This is a genomic window from Massilia sp. IC2-278, assembly GCF_020708045.1.
Classification (GTDB): domain Bacteria; phylum Pseudomonadota; class Gammaproteobacteria; order Burkholderiales; family Burkholderiaceae_D; genus Telluria.
Genome location: NZ_JAJFES010000023.1, coordinates 19,564 through 39,325, shown reverse-complemented (window position 1 = coordinate 39,325; position 19,762 = coordinate 19,564). Strand labels below are relative to the sequence as shown.

Here is a 19,762-nt window from a genome sequence, read left to right as displayed (position 1 = left end):
CCCCTGCCCCCGCATCGCCACCCGCCAGGGCGGTCTCGACCTGTCGCGCATCGTCGCCGGCATGTGGCGCCTGGGCGAATGGAACATGCCGGTAGCGTCGCGCGTCGCCTTTATCGAGGAATGCATCGCCCTCGGCGTGACCACCTTCGACCACGCCGACATCTACGGCGACTACGGTGTCGAGACCCTGTTCGGCGAAGCCCTGCGCGCCCAGCCCGGCCTGCGCGAGCGCATCGAGATCGTCAGCAAGTGCGGCATCAAGCTCCTGTCGGGCAAGCGCCCGGCGCACACGATCCAGCACTACGACACCAGCTTCGACCACATCGTCGCCTCGGCCGAAGAGTCGCTGCGCCAGCTCGGCACCGACTATCTCGACCTGCTGCTGATCCACCGCCCCGACCCGCTGATGCATTTCGACGAAGTCGCCGAAGCATTCACCCGCCTGCAGCAGGACGGCAAGGTGCGTCACGTGGGCGTGTCGAATTTCACCCGCCACCAGTTCGAGTCGCTGAACCGGCGCGTGCCGCTGGCCACCAACCAGGTCGAGTTCTCGCCGCTGCACGTGGCGCCGCTGTTCGACGAAACCTTCGACGGCCTGCAAGACCTGGGCGTGGCGCCGATGATCTGGTCGCCGCTGGGCGGCGGGCGCCTGTTCACCTCGGACGAGCCGCACATCGCCAGGCTGCGCGCCACCATCCAGGAAATCGCCGACCGCCTCGGCCAGTCGTTTGCCAGCGTGGTGTTTGCCTGGATCATGGCCCTGCCGAGCCGGCCGCTGCCGCTGACCGGCAGCGGGCGCATCGAGGCGATCTCCGCGGCAGTCGCCGCCACCGGCTTCACGCTCGAGCGCAGCGACTGGTTTGCCATCCTGCGCGCCGCGCGCGGGCACGAGGTGGCGTAAGCCATGCCCGAGCAGCTGAAGATCGTCGAGGGCAGCGCGCTCACGGCCCAGCAGAAAAAGGACCTGCTGAACCGCCTGGCGCGCATCGAGGGCCAGCTGCGTGGCGTGCAGAAGCTGATCGCCATGGCCGCCGATCCTTCGGATTGCGACGCGGTGGCCCAGCAGATGGCGGCGGCGCGCAAGGCGCTCGACCGTTCCTTTGTTCAGTTGCTCATGGCAACCGTCGTGACCGGCAGCGAGCAGGCCGGCAATGTGGAAGAAGCGCGCGCCACGGCGGCGCGGCTAGCGGCCTTGCTCGACAAGTTTGCCTGAACGCCTACACGTTCACGCCCCGGCCGGTTCCTCTTCGTCATACACCTTCGGCGGCGCAATGCCGCGCCAGCCGCCCTGCCAGGCAATGTTCAGCAGCAGGGTCGCGCAGATGTACAGCAGGAAGAACAGCACGAAGAAACGCGTCTGCAGTATGACCAGCAACAGCACCGCCACCGCCAGCACGATGTACAGTCCCTTGGTCAATTTTTGCTTGCTGCTAGGAAAACGTACGGTCGAGACCATCAGGGTGCCGACGGCCACCATCAAGGCCATCACGGCAAATGCCTGGGCCATGTTGACTACCGGATCGGGCCAGGCGACGACCACTGCGGCCACGCAGGCGGCGCCGGCCGTGATCGGCATGCCGACGAAGTAGCGCGGGTCGGTCTTGCCGACCGAAACATTGAAACGCGCCAGGCGCAGGGCGCCGCAGGCAACAAAGATGAAGCAGGCCAGCCCGCCCATGCGCACGATGGTGGGATGCGCCGCGCCCAGCTGGGCGAAACCGTAGCAGTACAACAGCAAACCCGGTGCGCAGCCGAAGTTCATCACGTCGGCAATCGAATCGAGCTGGACACCGAAGCTGGACTGGGTGTTGGTGGCGCGGGCAACGAAGCCGTCGAGGGCGTCGAACACGCCGGCCAGCACCAGCAGGATGGCGGCCAGCCGGAAGTCGCCCGGCGCGCCGACCTGGGCATTGTCGACCGAGATGACGATGCTGCCGAAGCCGCAGGCGATCGACAGCAGGGTGACAAAACTCGGCAGGGCAAACTTGGCGCGCGCCAGGCGCTTGGGTCGGGGCTGGTTCAATTGGTGTCCGCAAGAGAGGTGATTGGGCGTATTCTACCGTGGCGGCCAGCGCACGGTCGCGCACGCCCACGCGGTCATGCATTCGGGATTTGCCCTAAAATGTGCATCCACAGACATGATTGACATCGGGAGTGACGGATGAGCGAACTGCTTCGCGCGAGGACGATTCTGGCGGGATGCGTCACCGCCCTGGCCCTGGCTGCCTGTGGCGGCGGAGGTGGCGGCAATGACAACCCGGCGCCGACCAGCCCGCCGACCGGCAACGCGCCGAACCCGAATCCGGCCACGCCGGACCCGGGCGCGCCGACCACGCCGGCCCCGCAGCCGACCACCCCTACCCCGGACCCGAGCCCGCCGGTCCTGCCGAACCCGCTCACGCCGAGCCCGCCCGTTCCCGATACGCCGGCCGCCCCGGGCGCGCCTGCCGTCACCGGCAACATCGCCGTCGATGGCCGCGAATGGCTGAACTTCCGGCGCAGCCAGGTCGGCATGTCCACGCTGAACCAGAACAGCACGATCAACATGGCCGCCCAGAATCACTCGGATTACCAGCGCCTCAACAACACCATCACGCACGACCAGGTCGCGGGCCGCCAGGGCTTTACCGGCGTCAGCGTGAGCGACCGCCTGACCGCCGCGGGGTACGTGTTCAATACCAGCGCCGCGCGCGCCTACGGCGAAGTGATCTCGGCCACCTCGAGCGGCACCGGCCAGTACATGGCCGAGGAACTGATCACCGCCATCTACCACCGCTTCGTCATCTTCGAGCCGGTGTTCAAGGAAATCGGCACCGGCGCCGCCACCGCCACCAACGGACGCAGCTACTTCACCGCCAACTTCACCGCCAACAACGGCTATGGCGCCGGCCTGGGCCGCGGCCAAGTGGCGGTCTGGCCCTACGATGCCCAGACGGCCGTGCCGCGCAACTTCTTCAGCGACACCGAATCGCCGGACCCGGTCCCGAACCGCAACGAAGTCGGCTACCCGATCAGCGTGCACGCCAACATCAACGTGCCGGTCGCGGTGACGAGTTTCACGGTGCGTCCGCGCGGCGGCGCCGACCTGGCCACCCGCCTGCTGAGCAACGCCAACGACAGCCATACCGGGCGCTCGTCGGCCGCCATCGTGCCGCTGCTGCCGCTGGCGGCGGGCACCACCTATGACGTCACCTTCACGGGCACGGCCGATGGCGTTGCGGTCACCCGCAGCTGGTCGTTCACGACCCGCTGAACGGGATGGAGAAGCCGCCCGCGGCTGAGAGTGTCATGCCGGTGCCGGCGGCAGCGGGCAAGGCGCCTGCGCCGCTGGTCGATGTCGAGGCCGGCGTCGAGCGCCTGATGGGCAACCGGCAGGTCTATTTGCGCGCACTCGCGCGTTTTCGCCACGACTACCGCAGCGCCGGCGCCGCCATCGGCACGGCCCTCGAGACCGGCAACCCGATACTTGCCCAGCGCCTGGTGCACACGCTCAAGGGTGCGGCCGGGATGATCGAGGCACGCTCCCTGCATGCGGCCGCGCTGGCGCTGGAAACGGCGCTGCGCACGGGCGGACCCGCTTCCACATCCGCTGCCGACCCTGCCCAGGTGGATGCGCTGTTCGTCCGCCTGGATGCCGAGCTGGCCCACGTGCTGCGCGAACTCGACGGCATGGCGGACCTGAGCGAGGCCGTCGTGGCGGCGCCGCGCCCCGTGCGCCCGAACAATGTGCTGGAGCGCTTGCGCGCCCTGCTCGACATCGGCGACGGCGAAGCGGTCGACCTGGTCGAACAGGCACAGGACGAATTGATCGGGCAACTGGGGGAAAGCGACTACCGCAGCTTCAGCGCCGCGGTGGCGGAGTTCGACTTCGAGCGCGCGCTGGCGCTGCTGGACCGGCCCGGGCGGGCCGGCACTGCCGGTTAAACAGGCGCGACTATCAGCGCGTGTACTCGGCTTCTTCGTCGAAGGAGTCGGTGCAGGTCTTGCCGCAGAAACGGCGTACGCTGTCGAGCGGCTTTTCGCAATACCAGCAGGAACCCTTGGGCGGCAAGCTCAGGCGCGTGGGCCTGGCTTGTGCGGCTGCCGCCGCTGCAACCATGGGTTCGGCCATTGCGGTTTCGCCAGTCAAACTTTCTTGTATCGTTTCCAAGATCACCTCCAACCAGCAGCACGTCAATCCGTAGAGCAAGATTACTTCAGCGGAACATTCCAGGCATGACAAAACGCAATCCGTTCGTCTGGCCAGGTACCTGCTTGGCAGTGTGTTCCGCAAGACCGCAACAGCCGTTTTGATAAGCCAGTGTGCGCCGAACCCGGCGCCTCTGCAATGTCATCCACGACCGACTTTCGTTGTTGCGGCAACAGAACAACACCTTGTCGTTTTCCGTGAACGCTGGACGCGGCAGCGTTGCCAGCTGCGGAAATCATAGCAGTATTGACAACAATTTCAGCACGATTCCAATCGTGCGCGCTGCTTTTAGGGAGGAAATTTTGTAACGGCGTTCAGCGCTTCGGCTCGGGTTCGATCGAGACGCGCAAGCCGTTCGCCGTGGTCACGATGCGGGTGGGGACGTACTGCACGCCGGCAAAGCGCAGGTCTTCGCTGCGGAAGGTGTAGACCGGAATGTCGAGCACGACCTTGTCCATCAGCCCGTTCGCGGCGCGCGCCAGCTGGCGCTGCACGGATGGGTCGATCCCCCTGATCTCGAAGCGCTCGATGCGCGGCTCGGCCATGAAGACGCCGCTGCGGGCCGCGTCGATATACAGGCGGCCGGAGAAGGCCAGGCTGCCGGCCAGGGGCTGGCGCAGGAAGGACTGGGCCACGGTGGCGTCGACACTGAGCGAGACGCGGTCGCCTTCGTGGACGGCCAGCTGCGGACGCGACAGGCGCACGTCGAACAGTTCCAGCATGCGGTTGTCCATGGGGAAGCGGCGGTCGAGGCTGGCCTGGAGTTTCGACAGCGGCAAGTCGACTTCGCGCGGGCCGAGCATGCTGGCGCAGGAAGAGAGCAGGACGGCGCCGGAGACGGCGGCAAAGCTGGTCAACAATCGGCGGCGGGTGATGGTCACAGTAGTTCCTTGTTGTAGTTGTAGGGTGGGCTCTCGAGCCCACGCGGTACGTCGTATGAAATTTGATGCGCGTCTGGCGCATGCCCGTTATCAGTAGTCCAACGGTACGGGCTTGACGATGACGGTGCAACTGATTAAACGGTGAGACCGCGTGGGCACAGGTGCCCACCCTACGAACGGCAAGATTCAACCGCAGTCGTCCGTAAGATCCAGGTCGATTACTTACCGATACAGAACCGGCTGAAGATCACCCCGAGCAAATCATCCGGCGTAAATTCCCCGGTAATGCTCGACAGCTGATCCTGCGCCAACCTCAACTCTTCGGCAAACAGATCCAGCGACTGGTCATCCTGCGCAGCATGCTGCCCCGCCACGTCCAGGTGCGCACGCGCCGCGCGCAGGGCAATCAAATGCCGCTCGCGCGCCAGGTACAGCGACTCGCCGGTCTGCTGCCAGCCCGCAATGCGCAGCAGTTCCGCGCGCAGCAAGTCGATGCCGGTCTTCTCGTTCGCCGAGAGATAAATGTGGGTGGCATCCGCCGCCCCTTCCACCGCCGCGCGATGCCCGGACAAGTCGATCTTGTTCCAGATGCGCAGCACCGGCACGCCCTCGGGGAAGGCGGCGACAATCGCCTCGTCGGCCGCGCTCGGCCCCAGGCTGGCATCGAGCAGGTGCAGGATCACATCGGCCTTGCCGACTTCGCCCCAGGTGCGCTCGATACCGATGCGCTCGACCACGTCGATGCCTTCGTCGATGGCGCGGATACCGGCCGTGTCGATGATATTCAGCGGAATGCCCTCGATCTGGATGGTTTCGCTCACCTTGTCGCGGGTGGTGCCGGCGATCGGCGTGACGATGGCGACTTCCGCTCCGGCCAGCGCGTTCAACAGTGAAGACTTGCCCACGTTCGGCTGCCCCACCAGCACCACGTTCAGCCCCTCACGCAAGAGCGCGCCCTGCGCTGCCTGGCGGAACACGTGCTCGAGCGACTCGACGATACCGGCCAGCTGCCCGCGCGCGTTCGATTTTTCCAGGAAGTCGATTTCCTCTTCCGGGAAGTCCAGCGTGGCCTCGACCAGCATGCGCAAATTGATGGTCTGCTCGACCAGCCGGTGCACGACTTGCGAGAACGCGCCCGACAGCGACTGCGAGGCGGACTTGGCCGCCGCTTCGGTCGAGGCGTCGATCAGATCGGCCACGGCTTCGGCCTGGGCCAGGTCGAGCTTGTCGTTGAGGTAGGCGCGGCGCGTGAATTCGCCCGGCTCGGCCAGGCGCAGGCCGTGCTCGGCCCCGGCTTCCAGCACGCGCGCCAGCAGCATCTGCAAGACGACCGGGCCGCCGTGGCCCTGCAGTTCCAGCACGTCTTCGCCCGTATACGAATGCGGCGCCTTGAAGTACAGGGCCAGGCCCTGGTCGAGCACCGTGCCGTCGCCGGCTTTGAAGGGGATGTAGGTGGCGTTGCGCGGCGCCAGCGTGGTGCCGGGGAACAGCGATTCGATCAGCGGCCCGAGCGACTTGCCCGAGGCGCGGACCACGCCGATGCCGCCGCGTCCTGGTGCGGTGGCAATGGCGGCAATGGGAGAGGTATCAAGCTTCATGCGGAAATTGTAATGGATAAAAAAAGCCCGTGACGTGCACGGGCTTTTTGGAAAGAAAGCGCTTGGCTTACTTCATGGTCGCAGGTGCGAGCTTCTTGGTAATAACCCACTGCTGCGCGATCGACACCAGGTTGTTGACCACCCAGTACAGGACCAGGCCCGACGGGAAGAACACGAACATGACCGAGAACGCCAGCGGCATGAACAGCATCATCTTCGCCTGCATCGGGTCGGCCGGCTGCGGGTTCAGCTTGGCGGTGACGAACATCGAGATCGCGTACAGCACCGGAAGGATGAACCACGGGTCAGGCTGGGTCAGGTCGGTGATCCAGCCGATCCACGGCGCGCCGCGCATCTCGACCGAGGCCTGCAGCACGTAGTACAGCGCCAGGAAGACCGGCATCTGGATCAGGATCGGCAGGCAGCCGCCCAGCGGGTTGATCTTCTCGGCCTTGTACAGCTCCATCGTGGCCTGCTGCATCTTGACCGGGTCGGCCTTGTAGCGTTCGCGGATCGCCTGCATCTTCGGCGTGACCACGCGCATCTTGGCCATGCTGCGGTAGCCGGCGGCCGACAGCGGGAAGAAGGCCAGCTTGATCAGGATGGTAAAGGCGATGATGGTCCAGCCCCAGTTGCCGAGCAGCTGGTGGATGTGGTCCATGATCCAGAACAGCGGCTTGGCGATGATAGCGAACATGCCGTAGTCCTTCACCAGCTCCAGGCCCGGGGTGATGGTTTCCAGTTTCTTCTCGTCCTGCGGGCCCGAATACAGGCGCGCGGTGTTCGAGACGGTGGCGCCCGGCGCCACGCTGCCCAGCGACTGGGTGGTGCCGATGGCGTACATGTTGGTCGCCAGCTTCTTGGTGTAGATATCGCGCGCGGTGTTATCGGCCGGAATGAAGGCCGACACGAAGAAGTGCTGCGAAATCGCCACCCAGCCGCCGTTCGACTTGGTCGAGTGCTCGGCCTTGTTCTTCTCGATGTTCTCGAAGCTCAGCTTCTGGTACTTGTCTTCCGGGGTCCACAGGGTCGGGCCGGTGAAGCTCGGGGTGAACCAGGAATCGCCAGGCGGCTTGTTGCCGTCGTGCTGGAGCTGCAGGTACAGGGCTGGCTGGACCGGCGCGGCCGTCAGGTTGGTCACGTCGTGGCGCACGTCGATGACGTAGTCGCCGTCCTTGAACGTAAAGGTCTTGGTCAGGCGCACGCCGGCCTGCTCGGCTTCGAGCACCAGTTGCACCTGGCCGTTGCTCTTGTTGAGAGGCTTGGCCACGAAAACCGTGTTGTGGTTCGGCAGCACGCCGGCCGGGGTCGTACCGATCAGGCCGGTCTGGCCCAGGTAGGTGTTGTTGCCGGCGACGTCGAACAGGACCTGGTTCTTGGTCTTATCGAAGTGGTCCGGGTAGTGCAGCAGCTCGAGGCGGCGGATCACGCCGCCCTGGGTGTCGACTTCGGCCTTGACCACGTTGGTGGTGACCGTGATGCGCTCGGCGCGTACCGGAGCGGGCGCTGCCGGCTGACCAGGGACAGCCGGTGCGCCAGCCTGGGCCGGTGCACCCGGCACGCCGGTGGTGTTATGCGTGTTGGCTGGCGCCTCGGCGACCTTGGCTGGCGGCGCCGGCGAGAACATCGACTGCTTTCCGTTCGACACCATCCAGTTGTTCCACAGAACGACTAGCGAGACGGCGAAGACAATCCACAGAATGGTACGTTTGTTGATTTCCATTGAGGTATTCGTCAGGAGTGGTTGCAACCGCAAGCGGCTGATGAGGAATGCTTGTGCCGCTTGGGCGGTACGGGGTCATGCCCGCCCGCGTTCCAGGGATGGCAGCGACCGAGGCGGCGCACCGTCAGCCAGCTGCCGCGCAGCGCACCATGGGTCTGGAGCGCCTCGATGGCATAGCAGGAACAGGAAGGATAGAAACGGCAGTTCTGCCCGAGCATCGGGGACAGCACGAGCCGGTAGGCTCGCACGATCCAGATGAGCAGGATTTTCATGGCGAGGACGGCGACGGCTGCACGGCAGCCGGAGGAGCCGCCACTTTCGCCGGCGGCGCCGGCTTGCGCGGACGCTGCGAAGCGAGCAGGCGCGACAATTCCGCGTGCAACAGGCGCTTCAGGGCGCTGTTGGTCGCGGGGCCTTGCTTGGTGTTCACCGGACGCGCCAGGCGCACGATGCAGTCGACCGACTGGATCTGGCTGGTACGGAACAGCTCGCGCGTGATGCGCTTGATGGTATTCCGGGTCACCGCGCGCGGCGCGAAACGCTTGGCCGCAACGATGCCCAGCCGCGCATGCGGCAGCGGGCTGGGCCGGGTATAGAGCACGAAATGCGCGGATTTTTGCGTGGGCCGCAAACGAAAAACGGATGAAAATTCATCCGTTTTCAGAATGCGCCGAGCGCGCGCGAAGTCGTGCGAACCTTCGCCTGTCATGTGACCGCGGTCAGCTGGTGCGGCTGGCTTAGACAGCCAGACGCTTGCGGCCCTTGGCGCGGCGTGCGTTCAGAACCTGACGGCCACCACGGGTAGCCATACGTGCGCGGAAGCCGTGCGTGCGCTTGCGACGAACGACGGAAGGTTGGTAAGTACGTTTCATGGTGGTCTCGCTTAAAGCAAATAAGTATGCAAAATCGGGTCTGACGTCTGTTCGTCAGGAATCGGCGCCAATGACAGTTCGCTTCGTTAAGCCAGCGTCACGCCACAGCTAGTCCGTGCATTTCTCGACCATCAAACGAAGGCTGAGCAGGCGGGCGGACAGGGAACCCTGAATTAGACCCTACTTGACAACCCCCTGTCAAGAAGCCTGTTGTTTTCGACGGTTGGTGATAACTTTGCATTTATCCCCAGCCCGTCACGAAAATCTGTGGCTCACCTGTGGATAACCTTCGCGAAGACAGGTAAAATAGCGTGTTACGTATCACTAAGCCGCACACAATGGATAACTTTTGGCAGACCGCTTCCGCGCAGCTGGAGCTCGAGCTGACGCCGCAACAATATAGCGCATGGATCAAACCGCTCGTCGTGCTCGACTACGAGGACGGCAAGCTGCGCATTGCGGCGCCGAACCGCTTCAAGCTCGACTGGGTTAAGACGCAGTTCGCCAACCGCATCACCGCCCTCGCCTGCCAGTTCTGGGAAGCGCCGGTCGAGGTGCAATTCGTGCTCGACCCGAACAACGCCCCGAAAAAGCCGGCCGAGGTGCGCCCGGCCCCGGACAATTCCCCGATGCCGGGAGAATTGCGTCCGTCGGTACCGGTGCAAAGCATCGAGCCGCAGGCAAACCTGAACATCGCCAATTCGCCGAAGCGCGAGCAAAGCCGCATCAACCCGGACCTGACCTTCGACAGCTTCGTGACCGGTAAGGCCAACCAGCTGGCGCGCGCCGCCGCGATCCAGGTGGCGAACAACCCGGGCGTGTCGTACAACCCGCTGTTCTTCTATGGCGGCGTCGGCCTCGGTAAAACCCACTTGATCCACGCGATCGGCAACCAGGTGATGGTCGACAACCCGGGCGCGCGCATCCGCTATATCCACGCCGAGCAGTACGTGCGCGACGTCGTCACCGCCTATCAACGCAAGGGCTTCGACGACTTCAAGCACTACTACCACTCGCTCGACATGCTGCTGATCGACGATATTCAATTCTTCGGTGGCAAGAGCCGCACGCAGGAAGAGTTCTTCTATGCGTTCGAGGCCCTGATCGCGGCGAAAAAGCAGATCATCATCACCTCGGATACCTATCCGAAAGAGATCACCGGCATGGACGATCGCCTGATCTCGCGCTTCGACTCCGGCCTGACGGTGGCGATCGAGCCGCCGGAACTGGAAATGCGCGTGGCGATCCTGCTGAAAAAAGCGCAGTCCGAAGGCGTGGTCCTGTCGGATGACGTGGCGTTCTTCGTAGCGAAACATTTGCGCTCGAACGTGCGCGAGCTGGAAGGCGCGCTGCGCAAGATCCTGGCCTACTCGCGTTTCCACGGCAAGGACATCACGATCGACATCGTGAAAGAAGCGCTGAAGGACTTGCTGTCGGTGCAGAACCGTCAGATTTCCGTGGAAAACATCCAGAAGACGGTGGCCGACTTCTTCAACATCAAGGTCGCCGACATGTACTCGAAGCGCCGCCCGGCCAACATCGCCCGTCCGCGCCAGATTGCCATGTACCTGGCGAAGGAACTGACGCAAAAGAGTCTGCCGGAAATCGGCGAACTCTTCGGCGGGCGGGACCATACCACCGTGCTGCACGCGGTGCGCAAGATCGCTAGCGACCGCCAGAAGAATGCCGAATGCAACCACGAATTGCACGTGCTGGAGCAGACCCTGAAGGGTTGATCCAGCCGTCCACCGCCGGGGCTGGCGTTCCACCCCGGCACACGGCAAAATAGTGCTGTAGCAACAATTTCACTGTATTAACACTTATCCGAGGATAACTATGCAACTGGTCAAAACCACCCGAGACACGCTTCTCCGGCCACTGCAGATCGTGAGCGGTATTGTCGAGCGTCGGCACACCATGCCGATTCTGGCCAATATCCTCATCCGCAAGGACGGCGAGAGCGTTTCCTTCCTGTCAACCGACACCGAAGTGCAGATCACCACGCATGCCAACATCGGCTCCGGCCCGGACGTGACCGGCACCACCGTGGCTGCACGCAAGCTGCTGGACATCCTGCGCGCGCTGCCGGAATCCGGCGACGTGACCATGACCCTGGCCAACAAGCGCCTGGCTGTGCAGAGCGGCAAGTCGCGCTTCGCGCTGCAGACCCTGGCCGCTGAGGAATTCCCGACCGTCTCGGTCGCGGAAAGCCACAACGCCTCGGTTACCTTGCCGCAGAAAACGCTGAAGCACCTGTTCAACATGGTGCACTTCGCGATGGCCCAGCAAGACATCCGCTACTACCTGAACGGCCTGTTGCTGGTGCTGGACGGTAACAAGGTGATCGCCGTTGCCACCGACGGCCACCGCCTGGCCTTCAGCCAGGTCGAAGCCGAGCAGACCTTCGAGCGCCAGGAAGTCATCATCCCGCGCAAGACCATCATCGAACTGCAGCGCCTGCTGGAAGAAAGCGACGAGACCGTCCAGCTGGACATCGCCGCCTCGCAGGTGAAACTCACCTTCGCCGACATCGAGCTGGTGTCGAAGCTGGTTGAGGGCAAGTTCCCTGACTACACCCGCGTGATCCCGAAGGGCTACAAGAACGACTTCACGATCAGCCGCGACGAACTGCTGCGCTCGCTTCAGCGCGCCGCGATCATGACCAGCGATAAGTTCAAGGGCGTGCGCTGCATCATCACCCCGGGCAGCATGAAGATCAGCTCGACCAACGCCGACCAGGAAGAAGCGGTGGAAGAACTGGAAATCGACTACGGCGGCGATGCCATCGACATCGGTTTCAACGTCACCTACCTGCTCGACGTGCTGAACAACCTGAAGTGCGACCAGGTGAACATCGCCCTGGGCGATTCGAATTCGTCGGCCCTGATCTCGATTCCCGACAATGGCGACTTCAAGTACGTCGTCATGCCGATGCGTATCTAAGGAACGCGTCGGGGGCCGCGCCTTGCTTTATGCGGTTGCGGCCCGAACTGAGCAGTCTGAATACACCGTTTTTTGAGAAAGCAGTCCATGTCCGAGAACACCAATCCAATGCCGGAAACGCCGAAAACGCCGGACGAATACGGCGCCGCCTCGATTCAAATTCTGGAAGGCCTGGAAGCTGTCCGCAAGCGTCCGGGCATGTACATCGGCGACACCTCGGACGGGACCGGCCTGCACCACCTGGTCTTCGAAGTGCTGGACAACTCGATCGACGAAGCACTGGCCGGCTATTGCACCGAAATCCACGTCACCATCCATTCGGATAACTCGATCTCGATTACCGACAACGGCCGCGGCATCCCGACCGGCGTGAAAATGGACGACAAGCACGAGCCGAAGCGCTCGGCCACCGAAATCGCCCTGACCGAACTGCACGCCGGCGGCAAGTTCAACCAGAACTCGTACAAAGTGTCGGGCGGCCTGCACGGCGTGGGCGTGTCCTGCGTGAACGCACTGTCGAAACTGCTGCGCGTGACCGTGCGCCAAAAAGGTAAAGTCCACCAGATGGAATTCGCGCGCGGCGTACCGCTGAACCGCGAAATCGAGATCGTCGACGGCTTCGAAGTCTCCCCGATGAAAGTCATCGGCGAGACCGACAAGCGCGGCACCGAAGTGCATTTCTGGGCCGACGAAGAAATCTTCACCACCGTCGAATTCCACTACGAGATCCTGAGCAAGCGTATTCGCGAACTCTCGTTCCTGAACAACGGCGTGAACATCAAGCTGAGCGACCAGCGCACCGGCAAGGAAGAAATCTTCGCCTTCGAAGGCGGCACCCGCGGCTTCGTGGAATACATCAACAAGGCCAAGGCGGTATTGCACCCGACCGTGTTCCAGGCCACCGGCGACCGCGTGTCCGACCAGGGCACGAATATCTCGGTGGACGTGTCGATGCAGTGGAACGACTCGTACAACGAACAGGTGCTCTGCTTCACGAACAACATCCCGCAGCGCGACGGTGGCACCCACCTGACCGGTTTGCGTGCGGCGATGACGCGCGTAATCAACAAATACATCGACGAGAACGACTTTGCCAAGAAGGCGAAAGTGGAAATCTCGGGCGACGACATGCGCGAAGGCCTGACCTGCGTGTTGTCCGTCAAAGTGCCGGAGCCGAAGTTCTCGTCGCAGACCAAAGACAAGCTCGTGTCGTCGGAAGTGCGCGGCCCGGTCGAGGAAATCGTGGCGAAGACGCTCACCGACTTCCTGAACGAAAAGCCGAACGACGCCAAGATCATCTGCGGCAAGATCGTGGAAGCCGCCCGTGCGCGCGAAGCGGCGCGCAAGGCGCGCGACCTGACCCGCCGCAAGGGCGTGATGGACGGCCTGGGCCTGTCGTCGAAACTGGCCGACTGCCAGGAACGCGACCCGGCGCTGGCCGAGCTGTACATCGTCGAGGGTGACTCGGCAGGCGGCTCCGCCAAGCAGGGCCGCGACCGCAAGTTCCAGGCGATCTTGCCGCTGCGCGGCAAGGTGCTGAACGTGGAAAAGGCGCGCTTCGAGAAGATGCTGTCGTCGGAACAGATCACCACCCTGATCGCGACCCTCGGCACCTCGATCGGCCCGGACGAATTCAACGTCGACAAGCTGCGCTACCACCGCATCATCATCATGACCGACGCGGACGTCGACGGCGCCCACATCCGTACCCTGCTGCTGACGCTGTTCTACCGCCAGATGCCGCAGCTGGTCGAACGTGGCCACATTTACATTGCCCAGCCGCCGCTGTACAAGGTCAAGGCCGGCCGTGACGAGCGCTACCTGAAGGACGACGTCGAAGAAGCGAGCTACATGATGATGGTGGCGCTGAACACCGCATCGCTGCTGCCGCGCGAAGGCGCCGACCCGATTACCGGCGAAGCGCTGTCGGAACTGGTGCGCCAGTACAACCTGGCGAACGCCATCATGATGCGCCTGACCCGCGTGATCGACCGCGCGGCGCTGACCGCGATCGTCGCCGGCGGCGTGACCCTGGACCTGACCACCCTCGACAACGCGCAAGCCTCGGCCAGCGCGATGGCGGCTGCGATCGGCGACCCGAGCGTGACGGTGAGCGTGCGTTCGGACGAGCTGAGCGAGAAGCACGCGCTGCGCATCGAGCGTATTCGCCACGGTAACGTGCAGGTCACGCAGATCGATGCTGATTTCGTGGCCAGCGCCGATTACGCAGTACTGGCGGGTTCGGCTGCCACCTTCAAGGGGCTGATGGGTGAAGGCGCCATCATCCGCCGCGGCGAAGGCGAGAAGATGAAGGAATTCGCGGTGACCGACTTCCACACGGCAATGCAGTGGCTGCGCGACGAAGCGGAGCGTGGCGTGTCGAAGCAGCGTTATAAAGGTCTGGGTGAGATGAATCCGGAGCAGCTGTGGGAGACAACCATGGATCCGACTGTGCGCCGTTTGCTAAAGGTGCAGATCGAGGATGCGATTGCGGCGGATCAGATCTTTACGACGCTGATGGGGGATGAGGTCGAGCCGCGCAGGAACTTCATTGAGTCGAATGCGCTGCAGGCGGGGAATATTGATGTCTAGCCTTATTGTATAGTCAAATGCACTGATGGGATAAGTGGCCTCTTCGGAGGCCTTTTTGTTTATATAAAACAGGTGTTAGCTCCGATATCCTTGTTAAAAAGATACAAAAATTACTTTTTCTAACCATAGATTGCTATCTACATGTGTGCTATATTTTAGGAATATAGGCAAGATTCTTCTATTGGTAGTCAAGCTAACTCTACAAAATATGAACGCATCACGGAACAAGAAGGCTAAGTTTGTTGAGTTAGCGAACAAGCGAGTTAACAGAGCTTTAAAAGATCTCGAGCTAATTGCCAACTTGGCAAATAAGCGCAACTACGACTATGACCAGGAGCAAGCGAAGAAGATAATTAAAGCTCTTCAGCATGAACTTGATCTTGTGAAACAAAGCTTTGTGAGCGGGTGTTCAGGAAAGCAAACAACATTTGAATTGTGAGAGAAATGAGCAGTAAAGATAGCCAATTAACTGCCGGCGCATTATTCGCAGGCATTGGCGGGTTCTGTGTGGGATTTCAAAATCAAGGAATTAAAACTACTTGGGCTGTTGAAAATGATTTCGCTGCAGTTGATACGTATTCCGCCAACGTAGGATCAAATATAGTTGTTCATAAAGACGGAGCACCTCAAAGTATTCTCGATGTCTCAGTTAAATCTTCAAACCTTTGTCCAGTTGACGTTCTCCATGCTGGTTTTCCATGTCAAAGCTTTTCCGTCGCCGGCGAAAGAAAAGGATTCGATGATCCGAGAGGACAATTGTTTTATGAAATCATCCGCATTTTAAGAGAATTCGGAGAAAATCGGCCAAGTGTGCTTTTACTTGAAAATTCTCCTAACATACGTATCGGCGCCGGGGGCAGCTGGTTCTTGGAATTAAGTGCTCAAATCAAAAAAGCAGGTTACTGGTTTAGGGAATCGAATGCTTTCGAACTGGACTCATTTGATCATACGGCTGTGCCACAAAAACGAAAGCGACTGTTCATGGTTGCCTTCGCCACTAATAAATTTAAAAACGGCAATCTCCGCTTAAATCTTCCAAAATTTGCAGAGCACAAACAAGTTTCTGAGTTTATTAATTTCGAAGGCGAAATTGAAGATAATAGCTATTATTTAGATAAAAATAATAAATACTATAAGATGATTACTGAAAAAATTGATCACCCCAAATCAATTTTGCAGTTGAGAAAGTATGAAGTCAGAGATAAAGGGGTGAATATCGTTCCTACGTTGACCGCGAATATGGGGCAAGGAGGTCACAATGTTCCGTTTATTGTTGACAAAAAGGGACTACGCAAGCTCACGGAATATGAATGTCTAAAGATTCAAGGTTTCCCGGATGACTACTTTTTCCCGGAAAGCGTTCCCCGAGCAAAAAGATATCAGCAGATTGGTAATTCCGTTGTACCTCCACTGATCAGCTTGATAGCAGCTGCAATTAAAGAAAAAATAGAAGAGGAAAGACTATGAGCGCAATTGGATGGATTCATCCGACCGATGATTCAGATCAATGGGATGGATTTAATGAGCCTGGAATTGAACACTTTTCTGGAAGCCCCATACGCCACTTGGCGAGAGAAGTTGTTCAGAACTCACTTGATTCATACGACGAGGTCATCGGTAAAGCAGTCAAGGTTACCATTAACGAAGTGAACATTAAGACTTCGCAAATTCCTGGCCTTGAGCAACTTATTGAGACATTCCAGCTATGCCTTATTAGTGCAGAAAATGAAAGCCCTAAAGCAAAGCAGTTTTTTGAACTCGGATTGAAAGAACTCGAACGGCCGAAAATTAAAGTCCTCGAAATTTCTGACTTCAACACGAAAGGAATCCGCGGACCAGCGAAAAATGGCGCGCCGTATTATGCCTTTATGAAAGCTAAAGGTCAGAGCAAAAAATCCTCTGAAACTGCTGGCGGATCTTTTGGAATCGGAAAATTCGCACCGTACGCAGTATCGAGACTACGTACGGTATTTGTATCAACTGTCTTTAAGTCGGAAAATGGTGAGGTCCAACAGCTCAGCCAGGGAAAATCCATCTTGATGTCCCACGATGACAAAGAAGGAAGACGTCATCAAGGCATAGGTTTCTGGGGTGTAAAGGAGAAATGCCAACCTGTTGAAAATCAAAGTGATGATATTCCGCAATGGCTCAGCAGAGCATCGAACAGCGACGAAATTTCAAAAAAAGTTGGTACAAAACTTATCATCCTTGGATTTGAGAGTCAGACCGGCTGGCAACAATCACTTGCGGCCTCTATTGCAGAGAATTTTTTCGGTGCCATTAATACTGGTCGGCTAGAGGTTTCAATTGATAAGAAATACGTAATTAATTCAAATGGCATCAGCGAAATTTTTGCAAATCAAGAAATTGTAAATGCTATCGTTAACGAAAAAAATGAGCCGGAACAATTTAAGAACAGTAGTGAGTACTATACCTGTCTTACCTCGCATGAAGATGTTTTTATTGAGCAACACCAAAATCTTCACTTAGGCCTGTGTGAGCTAAAAATTCTTGTGCGTGAAGGCCTATCAAAAAAGGTTGCATTTCTTAGAAATGGAATGTTTATATCAGATAGCTTAACTCTTCCTGGGTTAAAAAATTTTTCAGAATTTAAAGATTTTGTCGCGGTGTTCCAATGTAAAGATGACAAAGGCCTCGAACTCCTCCGCTCAATGGAGCCTCCTCGTCATGACGATTTTGAACCTGATCGTTTGCCGACTAAGGATGAACAAGGTAAAGCACGAAGAGCTCTGAAAGAGATGGCAACTTGGATCAGAGAAATGTTACGCCGTCGCGCCAAAGATCCTGTCTCGGAAATTACAAAAATTGATGAGTTAAAAGATTTTTTTGCTGACGAGGCTGATGAAGGAAAAGGAAATGGGCTCGAAGAAAAAAATCCCTTCGGGAAGATCCTAATCAAGGCTAAGCCGGTTTCTTTTAAGCCATCGAAGAGTATTGTTAGCGAAGGGGGCGCGACTGACACTGGAGGCGCAGCCAATGATAGCGAAAAAGGAAAGCTCAAGAATTCAAAAGCGGGCGAAGAAAGTCCTGGCATACCAGGTGGCGACGGGAGCGTGAGGGGCGGTGGGACTATCAAGCCCGTTGCACCGTTAGCGAATCCAAGAGCGGTTGTTATATCAAAAAACACTCGTAGAATCTCGTTTACACCGCTTGCCGACGGAAAATATGAACTGAGCCTTTTCGAGGTCGGGGCCGATAGCGACTACCAGATAGCGATCGAAAAATCTTCTGCCGGAAAAATTCATAGCGGGAAACTAGAAGTTGACGTTGAGAAGGGAAACCGTCAATCCCTTGATATCCAATTTACTGAAGACTTTGATGGCGCACTTAAGGTTGTAGCACATGAAATTTGATCGTTCTAAAACTTTCCCGTACCCGGTTTTACGTCCGTACAGCGATGATTACGTAGACGTTGAATTTCAAGCGCTAGCAGAATTTTTGATTGATGGGTCAGATATTAAAGTCCATTGCTCGTATTTAACATCTTCTATAGAACTGCAACAGCAAATCGCACTCGGAACAGCAAAATACGTTTCCATTATTTCCTGCCGCGAAACGTATCTACGCGAGATTGTTGCGACGAGCGAGACAGCGGTTGAAGTTTCAATTGATGCGGATTCCCTTAAGGGTGCTGTTGCTGTAGACGCTTATATCGTTGCAACTAAGACTATCAAGAATTATGGTTCCCCAGATATCAATAAAGAATTTGGAAAAAAACGCTTTGACTTTTTGCCAGGTGAAATCTTAGCCCAGGACGAAACCCAATGTGTTTATATCGACCGAGACCTGTTTAAACCGATTTCATCGGTATTTGAGCTCGTAAAAAACGATGCGCTAACCGGTGGGGAATGGCGAGTCAGTCTTGAACAAGACCAGGTTCGTATCGAAGTTAGTTCAGCTATGAAAGAATCGATTGACAACTCACGAAGCAGCAACCTTTGCAAAAGTGTTCTGATAAATTCAATATATTTTTCCTCTGTTGTGCATGCAGTTCAAAGATTAAAGGATGGTGGAGAGTACGAAGATCTGAAATGGGCAAAGGTTATGATTCGACAAATCCACAATGCCCATATCGACATTAACGCAACTGATGCGTACGTCATCGCTCAAAAGTTAATGAAGCATCCCTTGAGTGTGCTAAATATGTATGTTTTTTCAGGTGCTGAAAATGCTTGAGATAAAATTATTAAAAGAACGTGTAGTCAGCGACCTTCTCGCATCAGTACCCGAGAAGTTGAATATTTATCGCAACGGATCTTTCGAATCGTTGCTTGCCGACAGTTCACTATTTTTGAATTCTCCTTGCCTGCTTGACACTACCACGCAGAAATACCTAAATGAGCTTACTGGTAAGGAAGATGAAGTTGACGCATGTTTAGCAATTTCAAATGGTCTCAAAGGCATGTCTGCGTATATTGCTCGAGATGAGCGGTTATGGGTGCGTTTGTCACACATCGAATTCTTACCATACGCACGTACTCGGTGGCCTATCCCTGAAGATGACGCTAAAGCGATAACCCACATAAAAAAGCATTTTTTCGCTATCGGTTCACGTGGAATCGAACGGGATAACGCACTTTCCCGCTTATGGTGGATGTCAGAGATTTGTGGAAAGGTGCAGAATCTTTCGCTCAAAGAAGCATTACAAGCTTTTTTGTTCCAAAGCGATGTGCGCGCCAGTATCGTTGAGCGCCCTACAACATCCCAAAGCGCTAATGTGCTATCAGCGGTAGTGAATAAACTGCATGAGTCATATGTTGGAGATCAATCTCTTTTTGAAAGGGAAAAATTTCGAACTGTGATGAAAAGATTAAATATCGAGGGAGGGGTTAGACTATTGGAGGCTTTAGATTCTAATGAAGTAGAAGCTATTGTAAAAAAAGCGAGCACTTAGCATTTTCGTCTTTTGCAATATTCCTGACTATAGTTAGTAGAGACTCTAC

Annotated in this window: 19 protein-coding genes; 11 read left to right on the top strand and 8 right to left on the bottom strand. The window is 58.1% G+C overall.

Translation table 11 applies throughout. The features are described 5' to 3' along the window. Together LK540_RS23860 and LK540_RS23855 are read left to right on the top strand one after the other, a co-directional pair. Positions 1 to 901 (top strand): aldo/keto reductase family oxidoreductase (locus LK540_RS23860; protein WP_229439895.1); only part of this gene is annotated, 901 nt, incomplete at its 5' end. A gap of 3 nt (positions 902 to 904) precedes the next feature. Then, a complete protein-coding gene (locus LK540_RS23855; RefSeq protein ID WP_229439894.1) occupies positions 905 to 1,213 on the top strand; it encodes a metal-sensitive transcriptional regulator in 309 nt (102 codons plus the stop codon). 12 nt (positions 1,214 to 1,225) lie between these two features. Here LK540_RS23855 and pssA read toward each other — a convergent pair whose 3' ends face one another. Then, positions 1,226 to 2,023: a CDP-diacylglycerol--serine O-phosphatidyltransferase gene (gene pssA / locus LK540_RS23850; RefSeq protein WP_229439893.1), complete on the bottom strand. Its 798-nt coding sequence runs from the start codon at positions 2,021 to 2,023 to the stop codon at positions 1,226 to 1,228. 138 nt (positions 2,024 to 2,161) lie between these two features. Here pssA and LK540_RS23845 point away from each other — a divergent pair, with 138 nt between their 5' ends. Beyond that, the gene (locus LK540_RS23845) at positions 2,162 to 3,253 is read left to right on the top strand and encodes a CAP domain-containing protein (protein WP_229439892.1); all 1,092 of its coding nucleotides are present in this window, start codon (positions 2,162 to 2,164) and stop codon (positions 3,251 to 3,253) included. Positions 3,254 to 3,258: 5 nt separating this feature from the next. Then, positions 3,259 to 3,924: an Hpt domain-containing protein gene (locus LK540_RS23840; RefSeq protein WP_229439891.1), complete on the top strand. Its 666-nt coding sequence runs from the start codon at positions 3,259 to 3,261 to the stop codon at positions 3,922 to 3,924. Between the two features lie 13 nt (positions 3,925 to 3,937). Here the strand turns inward: LK540_RS23840 and LK540_RS23835 are convergent, their stop codons facing one another. From LK540_RS23835 to rpmH, 7 genes are all read right to left on the bottom strand, one after another. Beyond that, positions 3,938 to 4,111 (bottom strand): hypothetical protein, encoded by a 174-nt coding sequence (locus tag LK540_RS23835; protein WP_229439890.1) that lies wholly within the window; start codon positions 4,109 to 4,111, stop codon positions 3,938 to 3,940. Positions 4,112 to 4,503: 392 nt separating this feature from the next. Next, positions 4,504 to 5,070, bottom strand: a complete 567-nt coding sequence (locus tag LK540_RS23830) for a DUF1439 domain-containing protein (protein WP_229439889.1) — start codon at positions 5,068 to 5,070, stop codon at positions 4,504 to 4,506. Between the two features lie 218 nt (positions 5,071 to 5,288). Continuing rightward, positions 5,289 to 6,668 (bottom strand): tRNA uridine-5-carboxymethylaminomethyl(34) synthesis GTPase MnmE, encoded by a 1,380-nt coding sequence (gene mnmE, locus LK540_RS23825; RefSeq protein ID WP_229439888.1) that lies wholly within the window; start codon positions 6,666 to 6,668, stop codon positions 5,289 to 5,291. Positions 6,669 to 6,735: 67 nt separating this feature from the next. Beyond that, complete coding sequence (gene yidC / locus LK540_RS23820) at positions 6,736 to 8,391, bottom strand: membrane protein insertase YidC (protein WP_229439887.1); 1,656 nt, start codon at positions 8,389 to 8,391, stop codon at positions 6,736 to 6,738. Positions 8,392 to 8,402: 11 nt separating this feature from the next. After that, positions 8,403 to 8,663, bottom strand: coding sequence for a membrane protein insertion efficiency factor YidD (yidD, locus tag LK540_RS23815; RefSeq protein WP_229439886.1), 261 nt, complete (start codon positions 8,661 to 8,663; stop codon positions 8,403 to 8,405). After that, on the bottom strand, positions 8,660 to 9,100 hold the full coding sequence (rnpA, locus tag LK540_RS23810) for a ribonuclease P protein component (RefSeq protein ID WP_229439885.1): 441 nt from the start codon (positions 9,098 to 9,100) through the stop codon (positions 8,660 to 8,662). The genes yidD and rnpA overlap by 4 nt, the downstream gene beginning before the upstream one ends. 28 nt (positions 9,101 to 9,128) lie before the next feature. Beyond that, positions 9,129 to 9,263 (bottom strand): 50S ribosomal protein L34, encoded by a 135-nt coding sequence (gene rpmH, locus LK540_RS23805; RefSeq protein ID WP_040378179.1) that lies wholly within the window; start codon positions 9,261 to 9,263, stop codon positions 9,129 to 9,131. Positions 9,264 to 9,601: 338 nt separating this feature from the next. Here rpmH and dnaA point away from each other — a divergent pair, with 338 nt between their 5' ends. The 7 genes from dnaA to LK540_RS23770 all read left to right on the top strand — a co-directional run bounded on the left by dnaA (position 9,602) and on the right by LK540_RS23770 (position 19,713). Further along, the gene (gene dnaA, locus LK540_RS23800; RefSeq protein ID WP_229439884.1) at positions 9,602 to 10,999 is read left to right on the top strand and encodes a chromosomal replication initiator protein DnaA; all 1,398 of its coding nucleotides are present in this window, start codon (positions 9,602 to 9,604) and stop codon (positions 10,997 to 10,999) included. Positions 11,000 to 11,099: 100 nt separating this feature from the next. Then, a complete protein-coding gene (gene dnaN / locus LK540_RS23795) occupies positions 11,100 to 12,206 on the top strand; it encodes a DNA polymerase III subunit beta (RefSeq protein WP_229439883.1) in 1,107 nt (368 codons plus the stop codon). Positions 12,207 to 12,293: 87 nt separating this feature from the next. After that, complete coding sequence (gene gyrB, locus LK540_RS23790) at positions 12,294 to 14,798, top strand: DNA topoisomerase (ATP-hydrolyzing) subunit B (RefSeq protein ID WP_229439882.1); 2,505 nt, start codon at positions 12,294 to 12,296, stop codon at positions 14,796 to 14,798. 444 nt (positions 14,799 to 15,242) lie between these two features. Next, the gene (locus tag LK540_RS23785; RefSeq protein ID WP_229439881.1) at positions 15,243 to 16,265 is read left to right on the top strand and encodes a DNA cytosine methyltransferase; all 1,023 of its coding nucleotides are present in this window, start codon (positions 15,243 to 15,245) and stop codon (positions 16,263 to 16,265) included. Further along, positions 16,262 to 18,172, top strand: coding sequence for a hypothetical protein (locus LK540_RS23780; RefSeq protein WP_229439880.1), 1,911 nt, complete (start codon positions 16,262 to 16,264; stop codon positions 18,170 to 18,172). The genes LK540_RS23785 and LK540_RS23780 overlap by 4 nt, the downstream gene beginning before the upstream one ends. Continuing rightward, the gene (locus LK540_RS23775; protein WP_229439879.1) at positions 18,162 to 18,995 is read left to right on the top strand and encodes a hypothetical protein; all 834 of its coding nucleotides are present in this window, start codon (positions 18,162 to 18,164) and stop codon (positions 18,993 to 18,995) included. The genes LK540_RS23780 and LK540_RS23775 overlap by 11 nt, the downstream gene beginning before the upstream one ends. Then, a complete protein-coding gene (locus LK540_RS23770) occupies positions 18,988 to 19,713 on the top strand; it encodes a DUF6339 family protein (protein ID WP_229439878.1) in 726 nt (241 codons plus the stop codon). Before LK540_RS23775 ends, LK540_RS23770 begins: the two co-directional genes overlap by 8 nt. Positions 19,714 to 19,762: the final 49 nt, after the last annotated feature.

Excerpts from the sequence above, each read along its gene's own strand:
- LK540_RS23855 (WP_229439894.1), top strand. The coding sequence starts at position 905 with ATGCCCGAGCAGCTGAAGATCGTCGAGGGCAGCGCGCTCACGGCCCAG.
- LK540_RS23845 (WP_229439892.1), top strand. The coding sequence starts at position 2,162 with ATGAGCGAACTGCTTCGCGCGAGGACGATTCTGGCGGGATGCGTCACC.
- LK540_RS23840 (WP_229439891.1), top strand. The coding sequence starts at position 3,259 with ATGGAGAAGCCGCCCGCGGCTGAGAGTGTCATGCCGGTGCCGGCGGCA.
- LK540_RS23835 (WP_229439890.1), bottom strand. The coding sequence starts at position 4,111 with ATGGCCGAACCCATGGTTGCAGCGGCGGCAGCCGCACAAGCCAGGCCC.
- mnmE (WP_229439888.1), bottom strand. The coding sequence starts at position 6,668 with ATGAAGCTTGATACCTCTCCCATTGCCGCCATTGCCACCGCACCAGGA.
- yidC (WP_229439887.1), bottom strand. The coding sequence starts at position 8,391 with ATGGAAATCAACAAACGTACCATTCTGTGGATTGTCTTCGCCGTCTCG.
- yidD (WP_229439886.1), bottom strand. The coding sequence starts at position 8,663 with ATGAAAATCCTGCTCATCTGGATCGTGCGAGCCTACCGGCTCGTGCTG.
- rnpA (WP_229439885.1), bottom strand. The coding sequence starts at position 9,100 with ATGACAGGCGAAGGTTCGCACGACTTCGCGCGCGCTCGGCGCATTCTG.
- rpmH (WP_040378179.1), bottom strand. The coding sequence starts at position 9,263 with ATGAAACGTACTTACCAACCTTCCGTCGTTCGTCGCAAGCGCACGCAC.
- dnaA (WP_229439884.1), top strand. The coding sequence starts at position 9,602 with ATGGATAACTTTTGGCAGACCGCTTCCGCGCAGCTGGAGCTCGAGCTG.
- dnaN (WP_229439883.1), top strand. The coding sequence starts at position 11,100 with ATGCAACTGGTCAAAACCACCCGAGACACGCTTCTCCGGCCACTGCAG.
- gyrB (WP_229439882.1), top strand. The coding sequence starts at position 12,294 with ATGTCCGAGAACACCAATCCAATGCCGGAAACGCCGAAAACGCCGGAC.
- LK540_RS23785 (WP_229439881.1), top strand. The coding sequence starts at position 15,243 with ATGAGCAGTAAAGATAGCCAATTAACTGCCGGCGCATTATTCGCAGGC.
- LK540_RS23780 (WP_229439880.1), top strand. The coding sequence starts at position 16,262 with ATGAGCGCAATTGGATGGATTCATCCGACCGATGATTCAGATCAATGG.
- LK540_RS23775 (WP_229439879.1), top strand. The coding sequence starts at position 18,162 with ATGAAATTTGATCGTTCTAAAACTTTCCCGTACCCGGTTTTACGTCCG.
- LK540_RS23770 (WP_229439878.1), top strand. The coding sequence starts at position 18,988 with ATGCTTGAGATAAAATTATTAAAAGAACGTGTAGTCAGCGACCTTCTC.